General features: G+C 73.8%; 13 protein-coding genes and 1 pseudogene. 7 read left to right on the top strand and 7 right to left on the bottom strand.

Annotated elements, in window-relative coordinates; genetic code table 11:
- The first annotated feature begins 165 nt into the window (after positions 1–165).
- The 7 genes from ACZ4UB_RS19905 to ACZ4UB_RS19935 are packed head-to-tail and all read left to right on the top strand — an operon-like array spanning position 166 to position 8,004.
- The gene (locus ACZ4UB_RS19905) at positions 166–1,260 is read left to right on the top strand and encodes an ADP-ribosylglycohydrolase family protein (protein WP_468071771.1); all 1,095 of its coding nucleotides are present in this window, start codon (positions 166–168) and stop codon (positions 1,258–1,260) included.
- Complete coding sequence (locus tag ACZ4UB_RS19910; RefSeq protein ID WP_468071773.1) at positions 1,257–2,549, top strand: ADP-ribosylglycohydrolase family protein; 1,293 nt, start codon at positions 1,257–1,259, stop codon at positions 2,547–2,549. Before ACZ4UB_RS19905 ends, ACZ4UB_RS19910 begins: the two co-directional genes overlap by 4 nt.
- Complete coding sequence (locus tag ACZ4UB_RS19915; protein WP_468071775.1) at positions 2,546–3,691, top strand: ADP-ribosylglycohydrolase family protein; 1,146 nt, start codon at positions 2,546–2,548, stop codon at positions 3,689–3,691. The genes ACZ4UB_RS19910 and ACZ4UB_RS19915 overlap by 4 nt, the downstream gene beginning before the upstream one ends.
- Positions 3,688–5,094: an ADP-ribosylglycohydrolase family protein gene (locus tag ACZ4UB_RS19920; protein ID WP_468071777.1), complete on the top strand. Its 1,407-nt coding sequence runs from the start codon at positions 3,688–3,690 to the stop codon at positions 5,092–5,094. The genes ACZ4UB_RS19915 and ACZ4UB_RS19920 overlap by 4 nt, the downstream gene beginning before the upstream one ends.
- Positions 5,091–5,996 carry a ribokinase gene (gene rbsK / locus ACZ4UB_RS19925; protein ID WP_468071779.1) on the top strand — a complete coding sequence of 302 codons (906 nt, stop codon included), beginning with the start codon at positions 5,091–5,093 and terminating at the stop codon, positions 5,994–5,996. The genes ACZ4UB_RS19920 and rbsK overlap by 4 nt, the downstream gene beginning before the upstream one ends.
- Entirely contained in the window at positions 5,993–7,186 is a 1,194-nt protein-coding gene (locus ACZ4UB_RS19930; RefSeq protein ID WP_468071781.1) for a CaiB/BaiF CoA transferase family protein, read from the top strand. Before rbsK ends, ACZ4UB_RS19930 begins: the two co-directional genes overlap by 4 nt.
- A complete protein-coding gene (locus ACZ4UB_RS19935) occupies positions 7,138–8,004 on the top strand; it encodes an HpcH/HpaI aldolase/citrate lyase family protein (protein ID WP_468071783.1) in 867 nt (288 codons plus the stop codon). Before ACZ4UB_RS19930 ends, ACZ4UB_RS19935 begins: the two co-directional genes overlap by 49 nt.
- A gap of 72 nt (positions 8,005–8,076) precedes the next feature.
- On the opposite strand, the gene lgt is transcribed toward ACZ4UB_RS19935, so the two are convergent.
- The 7 genes and pseudogenes from lgt to ACZ4UB_RS19970 form a co-directional block, all read right to left on the bottom strand.
- Positions 8,077–9,048: a prolipoprotein diacylglyceryl transferase gene (gene lgt / locus ACZ4UB_RS19940; protein WP_468071785.1), complete on the bottom strand. Its 972-nt coding sequence runs from the start codon at positions 9,046–9,048 to the stop codon at positions 8,077–8,079.
- 334 nt (positions 9,049–9,382) lie between these two features.
- A pseudogene (locus ACZ4UB_RS19945) lies at positions 9,383–10,168 on the bottom strand (DsbA family protein); the annotation flags it as partial.
- 94 nt (positions 10,169–10,262) lie between these two features.
- Positions 10,263–11,093, bottom strand: a complete 831-nt coding sequence (gene trpA, locus ACZ4UB_RS19950) for a tryptophan synthase subunit alpha (RefSeq protein WP_468071787.1) — start codon at positions 11,091–11,093, stop codon at positions 10,263–10,265.
- Positions 11,090–12,337: a tryptophan synthase subunit beta gene (gene trpB / locus ACZ4UB_RS19955; RefSeq protein ID WP_468071789.1), complete on the bottom strand. Its 1,248-nt coding sequence runs from the start codon at positions 12,335–12,337 to the stop codon at positions 11,090–11,092. Before trpB ends, trpA begins: the two co-directional genes overlap by 4 nt.
- Before the next feature lie 119 nt (positions 12,338–12,456).
- Positions 12,457–12,666, bottom strand: a complete 210-nt coding sequence (gene trpM / locus ACZ4UB_RS19960; RefSeq protein ID WP_354383962.1) for a tryptophan biosynthesis modulator TrpM — start codon at positions 12,664–12,666, stop codon at positions 12,457–12,459.
- Positions 12,667–12,677: 11 nt separating this feature from the next.
- A complete protein-coding gene (trpC, locus tag ACZ4UB_RS19965) occupies positions 12,678–13,487 on the bottom strand; it encodes an indole-3-glycerol phosphate synthase TrpC (protein ID WP_354383961.1) in 810 nt (269 codons plus the stop codon).
- A gap of 148 nt (positions 13,488–13,635) precedes the next feature.
- Positions 13,636–14,118 (bottom strand): DUF2752 domain-containing protein, encoded by a 483-nt coding sequence (locus ACZ4UB_RS19970; protein ID WP_468071792.1) that lies wholly within the window; start codon positions 14,116–14,118, stop codon positions 13,636–13,638.
- Between the last annotated feature and the right edge of the window lie 41 nt (positions 14,119–14,159).

Genomic DNA, 14,159 nt, shown 5'->3' on the forward strand with positions numbered 1-14,159 from the left:
GACCGCCGCCAGCAAGGTAGGCCGTACTTACCAGGGCTTTCGCCCCTCGGCGACCGGGTGACGGGGAGGTTCGAGGGGTGTTTCGCGGCAAGCGACAAACCCGATGCCATGGCACAAATCCCCCATGGGCTCATGATGAGTTCCACCAAGTGGAGAGGCGCGCCCATGGAGCTGATTGCATCCGATCCGCAGTCGCATCCCGAGACGCATCCGCAGGCGCATCCGCAGGCCCGTCCCGAGGCCCTTCCGGAGGCCCGTCCCGAGGCTCGTCCGGACTCGCCTCCGCAGGACCGTCCGCGGGTCGTGCTGGACCGGGCCCGGGGCGCGCTGCTGGGCCTCGCGGTGGGTGACGCGCTGGGCGCCCCGGCGGAGAACATGAAGCCCTCGCAGATCCGGGCCAAGTGGGGCCGGATCGAAGGCTTCGTCTCGGACGACCCGGCCGGGACGGACGACACGGAGTACGCGATCTTCTCGGGCCTGCTGCTGGCCCGGCACGGGTCGGCGCTGACCGTCGCGCACGTCGAACGGGCCTGGCACCACTGGATCGCGGACCTGGACGAGGGTCCCTTCCGCGGTGCGGGCTTCTCGGAGCGCGGCACGCTGGAGAACCTGCGGCGCGGGCTCGCCGCGCCCATCTCCGCGCAGCACCGGCACGCGTGGTCGGACGGCCTGGCCATGCGGGCCGCGCCCTTCGGGGTCTTCGCGGCCGGGCGTCCGGCCGAGGCGGCCCGGCTCGTCGCGATCGACGGCACGGTCAGCCACGACGGCGAGGGCATCTACGGCGGGCAGGCCGTCGCGGCGGGCGTGGCGGCGGCCATGGCGGGCGGATCCGCGGCCTCGGTGGTCTCGGCGGCCCTGTCCGTCATCCCCTCGGATTCCTGGACGGCCCGTTCGCTGCGCCGGGCCGTGACGGCCGCCCCGCGCGGCGAACGGGCGGTGCGCTCGGCGGTGGTCATCGGCGGCTACCCGTGGACGGACCTGGCGCCGGAGGCGGTGGGGCTGGCGTTCGGCGCGTTCGCCGCGTGCGGCGGGGACTTCGCGGAGTCCGTCCTGACCGCCGTCAACATGGGCCGCGACGCCGACACCACCGCGGCCGTCGCGGGCGCCCTGGCCGGAGCGCTGTCGGGAGCCGCCGCCATCCCCGCCGCGTGGTCCTCGGCGATCGGCCCGGTACGGGGCAGCTGCCTGCCCTCGATGCGGGGCTACCACGTCCTGGACATCGCGGACCTCCTCACCCCGGAAACCGAGCCCTCCCCATGACCGCACCCCCACTCCCCCACACGGCCCCCACCCACACGCCCCCCAGCCACCCCGAAACCGAACCGGCGCCCGCCCCCGCGCCCGCACCAGCGGCGACAGCGGTGGACCGCGCGGGCGGGGACGTGCGGCGGATCGAGGGGTTGCTGCTCGGGCTGGCCGCGGGGGACGCGGCCGGGTGGCCCGCCGCACGGCACCGGGCCAGCCGGATGCCCGAGTGGACCCGCCGCCTCACCCGCGAGCTGGACACCTTCGCCGAGCAGAACGCCACCACCACCCTCCCCGTCCCCATCGCCCTCAACCAGCCCCCCGAACCCCTGCGCCTCGGCCCGAGCGACGACGCCGAGTGGGCCGCCTTCGCCGCCGAGTCCGTCCTCACCGCCGCCGGGGCCCTGCTCAGCGACCTGAGCCGGTCCCGGCGCATGCGGGCCGCGATCGACCTGGCCTGGAACGCCCTGGCCAGCGAGGTCGCGGCGGCCGCCGAGCGGGCCCCCGAGGTCGAGTCGGCGGTCCTGCCGCTGCGCGCGCGGATCTCCGTACGGGCCGGCCTCGGCAACCTCGCGGCCGGTCTGCGCCCGCCCGCCACCGGCCACGACAATCCGCACTACTTCGACGACGCCGCCTGCATCCGCGCCTGCGTCCTCGCGGTGGTCCACCCCGGGGACCCGGCGGCGGCCGCCGACCTCGCCGAGTTCGACGCCCGCTACACCCAGGACGGCGACGGCGTGCACGGCGCCCGCGCGATGGCCGCCGCCGTCGCCACCGCCCTGGCGGGCGCCGGCACCGACGCCGCCGTGGACGCCGCGCTCGACCAACTGCCCGCCACCACCGAGATCGGCCGCAACGCCCGGCACGCCGTCGCGCTCGCCCGCGCCCACGCGCCCGCGCACACGGACGCGGGCGCGAGCGGCGGCGCCTTCGCCATCGTGCCGCTGCTGGAACACCAGATCGTGGACCACGTCTACAGCTACGGCATCGCCGCCGCCGAGACCGTCCCGGTCGCCCTCGCCCTCGCGACGGCCGCCCGCGGCCGGGTCGCCGAAGCGGTACCGGCGGCCGCCTGCCTGTCCCGCGTCGCGGATTCGGCACCCGCCCTCGCCGGGGCGCTGACCGGCGCGCTCGGCGGCGGCGACTCGATCACCGCCGCCTGGCGCGACGCCTGCCGCACCCTGTCCGGCTGCGCACTGCCCCGCCTCGCCGGCACCGACCTCGTGGAACTCGCCGCCCTCCTCGCGCGGACGGAACTCACCTCGCCCAAGGAACTCAAGCCCCAGGGGATGATTCGGACATGACGCTCACACTTGAGGACCGGGCCGCGGGTTGCCTGGTCGGCGCGGCCGTCGGGGACGCGCTCGGCGGCCCGGTGGAGGGCTGGTCACCGGACCAGATCGTGGAACGCCACGGCGGTCCGGTACGGGGGGTCGTCGGCCCCTGGTACGAGGACTGGCGCACCGCGCGCCCCATCGCGCCCTACCACAAGGGCGACGGCCACGTCACCGACGACACCTTGATGACGCACGCGCTGGTGCGCGTCTACGAGGCGGTGCGCGACCACCTGGACGCCTACGCGGTCGCCGACCACCTCGTCCCCGACCTGATGTCACGGCCGCGCTGGATCCCGGAACTGGAGGCGGAGGCGCTGCCGTTGCAGCGGATCTTCCTCGCCGAGAAGTGGATCGTGGCCCGGCTGCACTACGGGCACGTGGACCCGCGCGAGGCGGGCAGCGGGAACATCGTCAACTGCGGGGCCGCGATGTACGCGGCGCCGGTCGGCATCGTGAACGCCGGCAACCCCGCGGGCGCGTACGCGGAGGCGCTGGACCTCGCCGGCGCCCACCAGTCGTCCTACGGGCGGGAGGCCGCCGGGGTGTTCGCCGCGGCGGTGGCGGCGGCCTGCCTGCCGGGGGCGAGCGCCGCCTCGGTGGTCGAGGCGACGCTCTCGCTGGCCAAGGACGGCACCCGGGCCGCGATCGAGGCGGTCGCCGAAACAGCCTCCCGGCACCGGGACTTCGCGTCGGCGATCGCGCCGCTGCGGGCGGCGGTGGCCCCCTACGACTCGGTCGGCCCGGACTACCGCGCCCCCTCGCTCGGCGCCCGTCGGCCGTCCCGGCTGCACGCGATCGAGGAACTGCCGGTGGCGCTCGGGATGTTGCTGGTCGCGGACGGCCGGTACGAGGAGGCGGTGCTCGGCGCCGTCAACTACGGGCGGGACTGCGACTCGATCGCCACGATGGCGGGGGCGCTGGCCGGGGCCATGGGCGGCGCGGCGGCGGTGCCCGAGCGGTGGGCCAAGCAGGTCGCGGAGGCGAGCCGGCTCGACCTGCACGCCCCCGCGGCGGCCCTGGCCCGGGTGGCCCGCGAGGTCTTCGACCTCGACCGCACCCGCCGCCGGGCCCACGAGCACGCCTTCGCCGCGATCGCCGACCCACGGTGAGCCGGGCCGCCGTGGTGGCCCCCGCGCCGGCGGGCGTCCGGCTGACCTGGGCGCAGCCCGAGGACCTGGTCGGGCACGAGCTGCGCCAGGCCGAGGAGGACGGGCGGGGCCCGGCCGCGGAGCCGTTGCGGCGGGCCTGGCTGGCGGCGGGCGGCCACCCGGCCCCCGCCCGGGCCGGCGCCTCGACCACCCCCGCGGACCCGCACCTGCGCGTCCTCGCCCACCGCCTGCTGGACGAACTGGCCGCCCTCCCCCGCCCCGCACCGACGGACGAACCCACCTCCTGGCCCGCCATCACCGCCACCTGGCCCCCCACCCCCCGCCCCGCCCCCCGCCCCGCCCCCTCGCCGGAGGCGGACCGGCTGGAGGCCGCCTGGCTCGGGCGGGCCGTGGGGTGCGTGCTCGGGAAGCCCGTCGAGAAGCTGCCGCTCGTCGGGATCCGCGCACTGGCCCGGGCCGCCGGGAACTGGCCGCTGGACGACTGGTTCACCGCCCGCGGGGTCCCCGCGGAGCTGCTCGCCACGCACCCCTGGAACCGCCGCTCCGCGCCGACCTCCCTGGCCGAGAACATCGACGGGACCCCCGAGGACGACGACCTCAACTACCCGCTGCTGAACCTGCTCCTGATCCAGCGCCACGGCAAGGACTTCACCACCGCGGACGTCGCCCGGCTCTGGCTCGACGAGCTGCCGGCCGGGCGCACCTTCACCGCCGAGCGGGTCGCGTACCGCAACCTCCTCCTCGGCGTGGAGCCGCCCGCCACCGCCACCCGCCACAACCCGTTCCGCGAGTGGATCGGCGCCCTCATCCGCGCCGACGTCCACGGCTGGACCCACCCCGGCGATCCGGTGGCCGCCGCGGCCCAGGCCCACCGGGACGCTGTCCTCACCCACACCGGCAACGGCGTCTACGCCGCCCTGTTCGTCGCCGCCGCCACCGCCGCCGCGGCCTCCCCCGGAGCCGACGCGCACGGCGCGCTCGCCGCCGGACTGGCCGTCGTACCCCCGCGCTCCCGGCTCGCCGAGGCGGTCCGCTTCGCCCTGCGGGCCGCGCACGAGCACCCCCGCTTCGACGACGTGGTCGACCGGCTGCACGAGCGCTACGGCCACTACCACTGGGTGCACGCCGTCCCGAACACCGCGCTGATCGCGGCCGCCCTCACCCACGCCGACGGCGACTTCACCGGCTCCATCTGCCGCGCCGTGTCGGGCGGTTGGGACACCGACTCCAACGGCGCGACCGCGGGCGCGCTCGCCGGGCTGCTCGCCGGCTCACCGGACCGCCTCCCGCACCGCTGGACCGCCCCGCTGAAGAACCGGCTCGCGACCAGCGTCCCCGGCTTCGACGGCATCGGCTTCGACACCCTCGCCCACCTCACCGCACAGGAGGCAGCACGCTCATGACGGCCATCGCCGTGCTCGGCAGCACCAACATGGACCTCGTCGCCTACGTCCCCAAGGCCCCCCGCCTCGGGGAGACCGTCACCGGCCGCGAGTTCCGCACCGTACCCGGCGGAAAGGGCGCCAACCAGGCCGTCGCCGCCGCCCGCAGCGGCGGGGAGGTGACGATGATCGGGGCGGTCGGCGCGGACCCCTTCGGGGTACGGCTGCGCTCCGCGCTCTCGGCCGCCGGGGTGGAGACGGCGGCGCTGCGCACCGTAGAGGGCGCCAGCGGCACCGCGCACATCACCGTGGACGACGAGGGCGGCAACTCGATCATCGTGATCCCGGGCGCCAACGCCAGCGTCACCGGCCTGGAGGCCGGCGACGAGTCCCGGATCGCCGCCTGCGGCTCCCTCCTGCTCCAGCTCGAACTGCCGCTGACCGCCGTCCTGGCGGGCGCCCGCGCCGCCCGCGCACACGGCGTGCGTACGGTCCTCACGCCCGCCCCCGCCCAGCCGCTGCCCGCCGAACTCCTGGCCGTCACCGACCTGTTGGTGCCCAACGAGCACGAGGCGGCAACGCTCACGGGGCTGACCGACCCGCGGCTGGCGGCGGACGCCCTGCTGCACGACGTCCCGGAAGTGGTCATCACCCTCGGCGCGGTCGGGGCCCTGCACGCGGCGCGCGGGCAGGCTCCCTACACCGTGCCCGCGCCCCGGGTCCGGCCCGTGGACACCACAGCGGCCGGGGACACCTTCGTCGGCGCGCTCGCCGTGGCGCTCGGCGAGGGGCGCACCATGCGTGCGGCCCTGGCCTGGGCCTCGGCGGCGGCGGCGCTGTCGGTGCAGCGGGCCGGCGCCCAGGACTCGATGCCCTCGCGCGCCGAGACGGACGCCTTCGCGGGCACCGGACCCCGGCCGTGACCGCCCCCGGCCCGCTCGCCGGGCTGCGCGTCCTCGACCTGGCCACCCTCTTCGCCGGACCGCTGGCCGCGACGATGCTCGGCGACTTCGGCGCCGACGTGCTCAAGGTCGAGCATCCCCGGCTCCCCGACCCGTCGCGCGGCCACGGCCCCGCCAAGGACGGCATCGGCCTGTGGTGGAAGCTGCTGGGCCGCAACAAACGGACCATGACCCTCGACCTGTCCACGCCCGGCGGCCGGGAGGTGCTGCTGCGGCTCGCCTCCGGGTCCGACGTGATCATCGAGAACTTCCGTCCCGGCACCCTGGAGAAGTGGGGGCTGGGCTGGGCGGAGCTGTCCGCCGTCAACCCCCGGCTGGTCCTGACCCGGGTGACCGGCTTCGGCCAGTTCGGCCCCTACGCCCACCGCCCGGGCTTCGGCACCCTCGCCGAGGCCATGAGCGGGTTCGCCGCGATGACCGGGGAGCCCGACGGGCCGCCCACCCTGCCCCCCTTCGGGCTGGCGGACTCGATCGCCGCGCTGGCCACGGCGTACGCCGTCATGGCCGCGCTCGCGGGCCGCGACCGCACCGGGGCGGGGCAGGTCGTGGACCTGGCCATCATCGAGCCGATCCTGACCGTCCTCGGCCCGCACCCGCTCTGGTACGACCAGCTCGGCTACGTGCAGCCCCGCACCGGCAACCGGTCCACGAACAACGCCCCGCGCAACACCTACCGCAGCGCGGACGGCCGCTGGCTGGCCGTCTCCACCTCGGCCCAGTCGATCGCGGAGCGGGTGGTGCGGCTGGTCGGGCGGCCGGAGCTGATCGACGAGCCGTGGTTCACGACGGGCTCGGGGCGCGCCGCGCACGCGGCCGTCCTGGACGACGCGGTCGGCGGGTGGATCGCCCGGCACAAGGCGGACGAGGTGGTCGCGGCCTTCGAGGAGGCACAGGCGGCGGTCGCACCGGTCTACGACGTGCGCGACGTGCTGGCCGATCCGCAGTACGCGGCCCTGGACACGGTCACCGAGGTCGACGACCCGGACCTCGGCCCGCTGCGGATGCAGAACGTCCTCTTCCGGCTCTCCGAGACGCCGGGGGCGATCCGCTGGGCGGGCCGCGCGCACGGCGCGGACACCGAGGCGGTGCTGGCCGAACTGGGATGGTCCGGAGCGGAGATCGACGTCCTGCGGGCCGAGGGGGCGCTGTGATCCTGACCTGGCTGTACGTACCCGGGGACCGGCCGGAGGTGGTCGCGAAGGCGCTCGGCTGCGGCGCGGACGCGGTGATCGTGGACCTGGAGGACGCGGTACCGGTCTCCCGCAAGGAGTACGCCCGCGCGGCCACGGCGGAGCTGCTCCAGCACCGGCCCCCGACTCCGGTGTACGTCCGGGTGAACGCCCTGGACACGCCCTGGGCGCTGGCGGACCTGGCCGCGCTGTCCGCACTGCACGGCCTCTCGGGGCTGCGGCTGCCCAAGATCACGGCGCCGGAACAGATCAGCACGGTCGCGGACCGGACCGGCGGGGTGGCCCTGTACGCGCTGCTGGAGTCGGCGCTGGGCGTGGAGCGCGCGTACGAGATCGCCCGCGCCCACCCGGCGCTGCGCGGGCTCTCCCTCGGCGAGTCGGACCTGCGGGCGGACCTCGGCGTGAGCGCGGACGCGGGGCTCGACTGGCCGCGCTCCCGGGTGGTCGTGGCGGCCCGGGCGGCCGGACTGGCACCCCCGCCGCAGTCCGTCTTCCCGGACATCCGCGACCTGGAGGCACTGGCCGAGTCCTGCGTGCGGGGCCGCGCGCTCGGTTTCCTGGGCCGGGCCGCGATCCACCCGCGGCAGCTGCCCGTGATCGAGCGGACCTACCTGCCCGGGCCCGCGGAGATCGCCGCGGCCGAGCAGGTCGTCGCGGCGGCGCGCCGCGCTCCGGGCGCCCAGGCCCTGCCGGACGGCCGGTTCGTGGATCCGGCGGTCCTGGCGGGCGCGGAGCAGGTCATGGCGCTCTCCCGACGGGAGCCCCGGGTGCTGTCGTGACGCACGCGTGCTCCGCCGGATCGGATCCGGCGGAGCACGGTGTGATGCGGTGACGCGGTGACCCGGTGCGGGTCAGAGCTTCTTGGCTCCGGGCTTCTCGGACGGCTCGGCCTTCGCGGCCTTCTCGGCCTTCGCGAAGTCCACGGCCTTCTGGTCGGTCGCGGAACCGGCCACGTCCTTGCCCTTGCCCTTGCCCTTGTCCGCCGGAGCGTCCTCGCCCTCCGGGGCGCTGCGGATCGGCTCGACGATCTCCTCGCGGCCCGGCCGCAGCCGCGCCGACAGGATCAGGTAGGCCACGGCGGCCACGAAGACCACGATGGCCGTCCACACGTTGAGCCGCAGGCCCAGCACGTGGTGCGCCTCGTCGACCCGCATGTACTCGATCCAGCTGCGCCCGACGCAGTAGGCGGCGACGTAGAGTGCGAACGCCCGGCCGTGGCCCAGCTTGAAGCGGCGGTCGGCCCAGATCACCAGGGCCGCGACGCCGAGGCACCACAGCGACTCGTACAGGAAGGTCGGGTGGTAGGTGCCCGCGACCCGGTTCGGGCCGTCGCTGATCTCCAGCGCCCACGGCACGTCGGTGGCGCGACCGTACAGCTCCTGGTTGAACCAGTTGCCCCAGCGGCCGAAGGCCTGGGCCACCGCGATGCCCGGAGCCAGCGCGTCCGCCCAGGCGGGCAGCGGGATGCCGCGCAGGCGACAGCCGATCCAGGCGCCGACCGCGCCCAGCGCGATCGCGCCCCAGATGCCGAGGCCGCCCTCCCAGATCTTGAAGGCGTCGACCCAGTTGCGGCCCTCGCCGAAGTAGAGCTGGTAGTCGGTGATCACGTGGTAGAGGCGTCCGCCGACCAGGCCGAACGGAACCGCCCACACGGCGATGTCCGCCACCGTGCCCGGCTGGCCACCGCGCGCGACCCAGCGCTTGTTGCCGAGCCAGACGGCGACGAAGACGCCGATGATGATGCAGAACGCGTAGCCGCGCAGCGGGATCGGTCCGAGATGGACCACACCGGTCGACGGGCTGGGAATGTAAGCAAGTTCCATGGCAACCCAGACGCTACCTTGCCGGGCGGTGGGCACCGCAACCCGCCCGGCAAGCTGGCGTCAAATCGACACCTGCCGATCATCCGGCGGGCACGGGCCCGAGCCCTCCGGATCAGTCCCCGTCGACCGCCGAAGTGCCCGTCGCATTGCCGGACGAGGTGCCCGACGAGGTGCCCGACGAGGTGCCGGACGAGGTGCCCGACGACGTACCCGTGGAGCCACGGGCCGAGCTGCGGGCCGAGGGCCGCCCCGATGCCGATGCCGATGCCGACGGGCGCGCCGACGCCTGCGGCGACCCCTCGGGCGAGGACTGCGCGGGGGCTCCGGCGCCGGCCGCCGCCGTGACCTTCGCCTTCAGCTTCTCCGGGGTGAGCGGATTGGCCTGGTCCGCGAAGATGTCCTTGCCGTCGAGCAGGATCGTGGGCGTGCCGCGGAACTTCTGCGCCTTGAAGGCGTCGTACGACTTGGCGACCCAGCTGTTGTGGGTCCCGCCCTCGACGCACTGGCGGAAGGCGGGGGTGTCCAGGCCGTCCACCTTGCCGGCCAGCTCGATCAGCCGGGCGTTCTTGCCGTAGGCGTCGTCGACCTCCTTCGGCTGGTTCTCGAAGAGGACGTCGTGGTACGCCGGGAACTTCCCGACGTCCTGCGCGCAGGCCGCGGCATTGGCCGCCTTCTGGGAGCCGCTGCCGCTCATGTTGCCGTCGATCAGCGTCACCAGGTGGTACTCGACCTTGAGCTGCCCCTTCCCGACGAGATCGTGGATGGTGGCGCGGTAGGCGTCCTCGAAGGACTTGCAGGCCGGGCAGCGGAAGTCCTCCCAGACCGTCAGGGTCGACTTCGCGGAGTCCTTGCCGTTCTGGATCGCGAGGGCGTCCTTCCCCGTGGCACCCGAGGGGGCCACGACCGGGCCGGCCTTGTCCTTGTCCGCGCCGCTCTTGCCCGCATTGGCCGCGAGCAGACCGACTACGGCCGCGAGGCCCAGTACGCCGACGACCGCGGCGGACACCACCAGGGTCCGGCGGCGCTTGTCCTTGCTCTTCTGCCGCTCGCGCTCCACCAGGAGTCGCTCGCGGGCCGTTCTCTTCGCATCGCGGTTCGCACCGTCGTTCTTGTCACTCACGCCCCGCCAAACGAAGCGGGGAGGCACTCTCGTGCCTCCCCGCTCCCACATCCACCCGAACGGGCTACAGAACCCCGTTCGCGATCAGCCGCGCCTAGTTCCTGCGTACGCCTTCCGCAAGCTCGCCCGCCAAAGCCCGCACGGCGGCGAGGCCGGCCGGGAGGTCGGGGGCGTCGAGGAGGAGCTTGACGAAGGCCGAGCCGACGATCACGCCGTCCGCGAAGACCGCGACCTCCTTCGCCTGCGCCGCGTTCGAGACGCCCAGGCCGACGCAGACCGGGAGGTCGGTGGTCTTGCGGGTGCGGGCGACCAGGTCCTGGGCCTGTTCGCCGACCGAGACCCGGGTCCCCGTGACACCCATCAGCGACGCCGCGTAGACGAAACCGGAACCGGCCGCCGTGATCGTCGCCAGACGGGCGTCCTTGCTGGAGGGCGCCACGACGAACACCGTCGCCAGACCGTGCTTGTCGGCGTGCTCGCGCCACAGCGCGGACTCCTGGACCGGCAGGTCCGGCAGGATGCACCCCGCACCACCCGCCGCCGCCAACTCCGCGGCGAACCGCTCCACGCCGTACCGGTCGATCGGGTTCCAGTACGTCATCACCAACACCGGCGCACCCGTCGCCTCATGCGCCTCACGCACCGTGCGCAGCACGTCGGCGATCTTCACCCCGCCGCGGAGCGCGATGTCGTCCGCGGTCTGGATCACCGGACCGTCCAGGACCGGGTCACTGTGCGGCAGGCCGACCTCGACCACGTCCGCGCCACCCGCGATGACGGCCTTGACCGCCTCGATCCCACCGTCCACCGTCGGGAAACCCGCCGGGAGATACGCCACCAGCGCCGCCCGGTTCTCCGCCTTGGCCTTCGCCAGGGTCTCGCTCAGCAGCTGGACGTTGCCCTGTCCCGCAGTCGTGGTGCTCACTTGCTCTCCCCCTCGGTGCCGTCGTAGAGGCCGAAGTAGCGGGCCGCCGTGTCCATGTCCTTGTCACCGCGTCCGGACAGGTTCACGATGATCAACCCGTCCTTGCCCAGCTCCTTGCCCAACTCCAACGCCCCCGCCAGCGCGTGCGCCGACTCGATCGCCGGAATGATGCCCTCCGTACGGGACAACAGACGCAGGGCCTGCATCGCCTGGTCATCGGTCACCGCCCGGTACTCGCCCCGGCCCGCGTCCTTCAAATACGCGTGCTCCGGACCGATCCCCGGATAGTCCAGACCCGCCGAGATCGAATACGGCTCGGTGATCTGACCCTCCTCGTCCTGCAGGACATAGGAACGCGAACCATGCAGGATCCCCGGCTCACCCGCCGACAACGTCGCCGCGTGCTCACCCGTCTCGATCCCGTGCCCCGCCGGCTCGAACCCCACCAGACGCACCCCCGCGTCCGGAATGAACGCGTGGAAGAGACCGATCGCGTTCGACCCGCCCCCCACACACGCCGCGACCGCGTCCGGCAACCGCCCCACACGCTCCAAGATCTGCCGACGCGCCTCCACACCGATCACCCGGTGGAAATCACGCACCATCGCCGGGAACGGATGCGGACCCGCGACCGTACCGAACAAATAATGCGTACGGTCCACATTCGCGACCCAGTCACGGAACGCCTCGTTGATCGCGTCCTTCAACGTCCGCGAACCCGACTTCACCGCGATGACCTCGGCACCCAACATCCGCATCCGCGCCACATTCAACGCCTGACGCTCCGTGTCGATCTCACCCATGTAGATCGTGCACTCAAGACCGAACAACGCACACGCCGTCGCCGTCGCCACACCGTGCTGACCCGCACCGGTCTCCGCGATCACCCGCGTCTTCCCCATGCGCTTGGTCAACAACGCCTGACCCAACACATTGTTGATCTTGTGCGAACCCGTGTGGTTCAGATCCTCACGCTTCAGGAAGACCGTCGCCCCACCCGCGTGCTCCGCGAACCGCGGCACCTCGGTCAACGCACTCGGACGACCCGTGTAATTCACCAACAGATCATTCAACTCGGCCGCGAACGCCGGATCGACCTTCGCCTTCTCATACTCGGCCGCAACCTCATCCACCGCGGCGACCAACGCCTCCGGAATGAACTTGCCACCGAAATCACCGAAATAGCCCTCGGCGGTGGGGACGGAACCCTCGGGGTCCGGAATGAAGAACTCACTGGACGGCATGCCAGTACTCCTACGGAAGCAATCGGGTGGGATTCACCGTATTGCGCCGAGGGTCCCGAACGTGTCCGGCTCCACCACGGCCAAAGCGGCCGCGGAGCGCGGATCAGGGCAGGGGACGGCTACGACGCGGCTCCGCCGCGCCATCGCATGCCGTTGACCTGGCCGGGCTCCGACCCGATCACGTACCGGACCCGGCGCCCTCGCACGCGCCGGGCCGGGGCGCGGCAGCCGCGGGGGCGGCAGCCGCGCGCCAGGGGCGCGTGGGCCGACGGCACGCCGACCAGGCCGGGGAGGCCGGGTCGGGTGCGGGCGGCGCGGGCGGACGGCATCACGGTCTGGGTCAGCTCCGCCCGTGGCGCAGGGCGGGGTGGGCGCCGGCGGCGACCAGGTCGGCCACGGCGCTCTTCGGGTCACGGCCGGTGACCAGGGATTCGCCCACGAGGACGGCGTCGGCGCCCTCGTTCGCGTAGGCGATGAGGTCGTGCGGTCCGCGGATGCCGGACTCGGCGACCTTCACGATGTGGGCCGGGATCTCGGGGGCGACCCGCTCGAAGGTCGAGCGGTCCACCTTGAGGTCCTTGAGGTTGCGCGCGTTGACGCCGATGATCTTGGCGCCGGCGGCGACCGCGCGCTCGGCCTCCTCCTCGTCGTGGACCTCGACGAGCGGGGTGAGGCCGATGGACTCGGCCCGCTCGATGAGGGAGACGAGGGCCTCCTGCTCCAGGGCCGCGACGATCAGCAGCACGAGGTCGGCGCCGTAGGCGCGGGCCTCCCACAGCTGGTACGCCGTGACGATGAAGTCCTTGCGCAGGATGGGAACGTCCACCCGTGCTCGTACGGCTTCCAGGTCCGCGAGGGAACCGCCGAAACGGCGCTCCTCGGTCAGGACGGAGATGACGGCGGCGCCGCCCGCCTCGTAATCGGCGGCCAGCCCTGCCGGGTCTGCGATCGCGGCGAGCGCGCCCTTGGACGGGCTGGAGCGCTTCACCTCACAGATCACCTTGACGCCTTCGCCACGAAGGGCGGCGACGCCGTCCTTGGCCTGGGGCGCCTTGGCGGCACGCTCCTTGAGCTCGTCGAGGCTGACGCGCGACTGCCTTTCGGCAAGGTCGGCGCGGACCCCTTCGATGATCTCGTCGAGCACACTCACGCGAGCGGCCCCCTTCCGGGTCGGTCGACTGGTTCAAGGTCAGCAATCAAATGGTATCCGCAGGAGGCACTCGCCTCTGCACACGATTGACGGCGTCCCATTGACTGGACATTCGGAATCTGCTCTTCAATCCGGGCGGCGTACGGCCTCACGGGGCCAGCGCCGACCCGAAGGGCAGGTTTCGGACAACGGCGAAAATCAGCGCCACGGCTCCGATTCCCCACCAGTACAGCGGTGCGAGGGCCAGCCGCGGGGTCGGCCCGCCGCGATAGGCGCGAATCAGCCACAGGATCATGAAGCCGGCGAAGACGAAGTAGCCGATGACCGCCATGGCGTTCGCGCCGAGAGCGGTGATCAGATCGCCGTGGGCGAACGCGTGGGCGCTGCGCAGACCGCCGCAGCCGGGGCACAGGATCCCGGTCAGCCGGAACAGCGGGCACACCGGGTAGTGGCCCGGTTCGTACGGGTCCACGGCGGCGACGTAGCCGAGGGCCGAGGCGGCCACGGCCAGCGTGAGCGCCGGAGCGGCGAGGCGACGGGCCCGGGTGGGGGCGGCGGGCGCGGCGCCGGGCGGCCCGGGCGTCGCCAGCGGGGTGCGTGAGGCGTCCACGCGCTGATTCTCGCCGGTCATGACAAAAGGCGCAGCCCGACGGGGCCGCGCCTTTCGATTCC

The sequence above is a fragment of the Streptomyces sp. NPDC028419 genome, assembly GCF_055565515.1.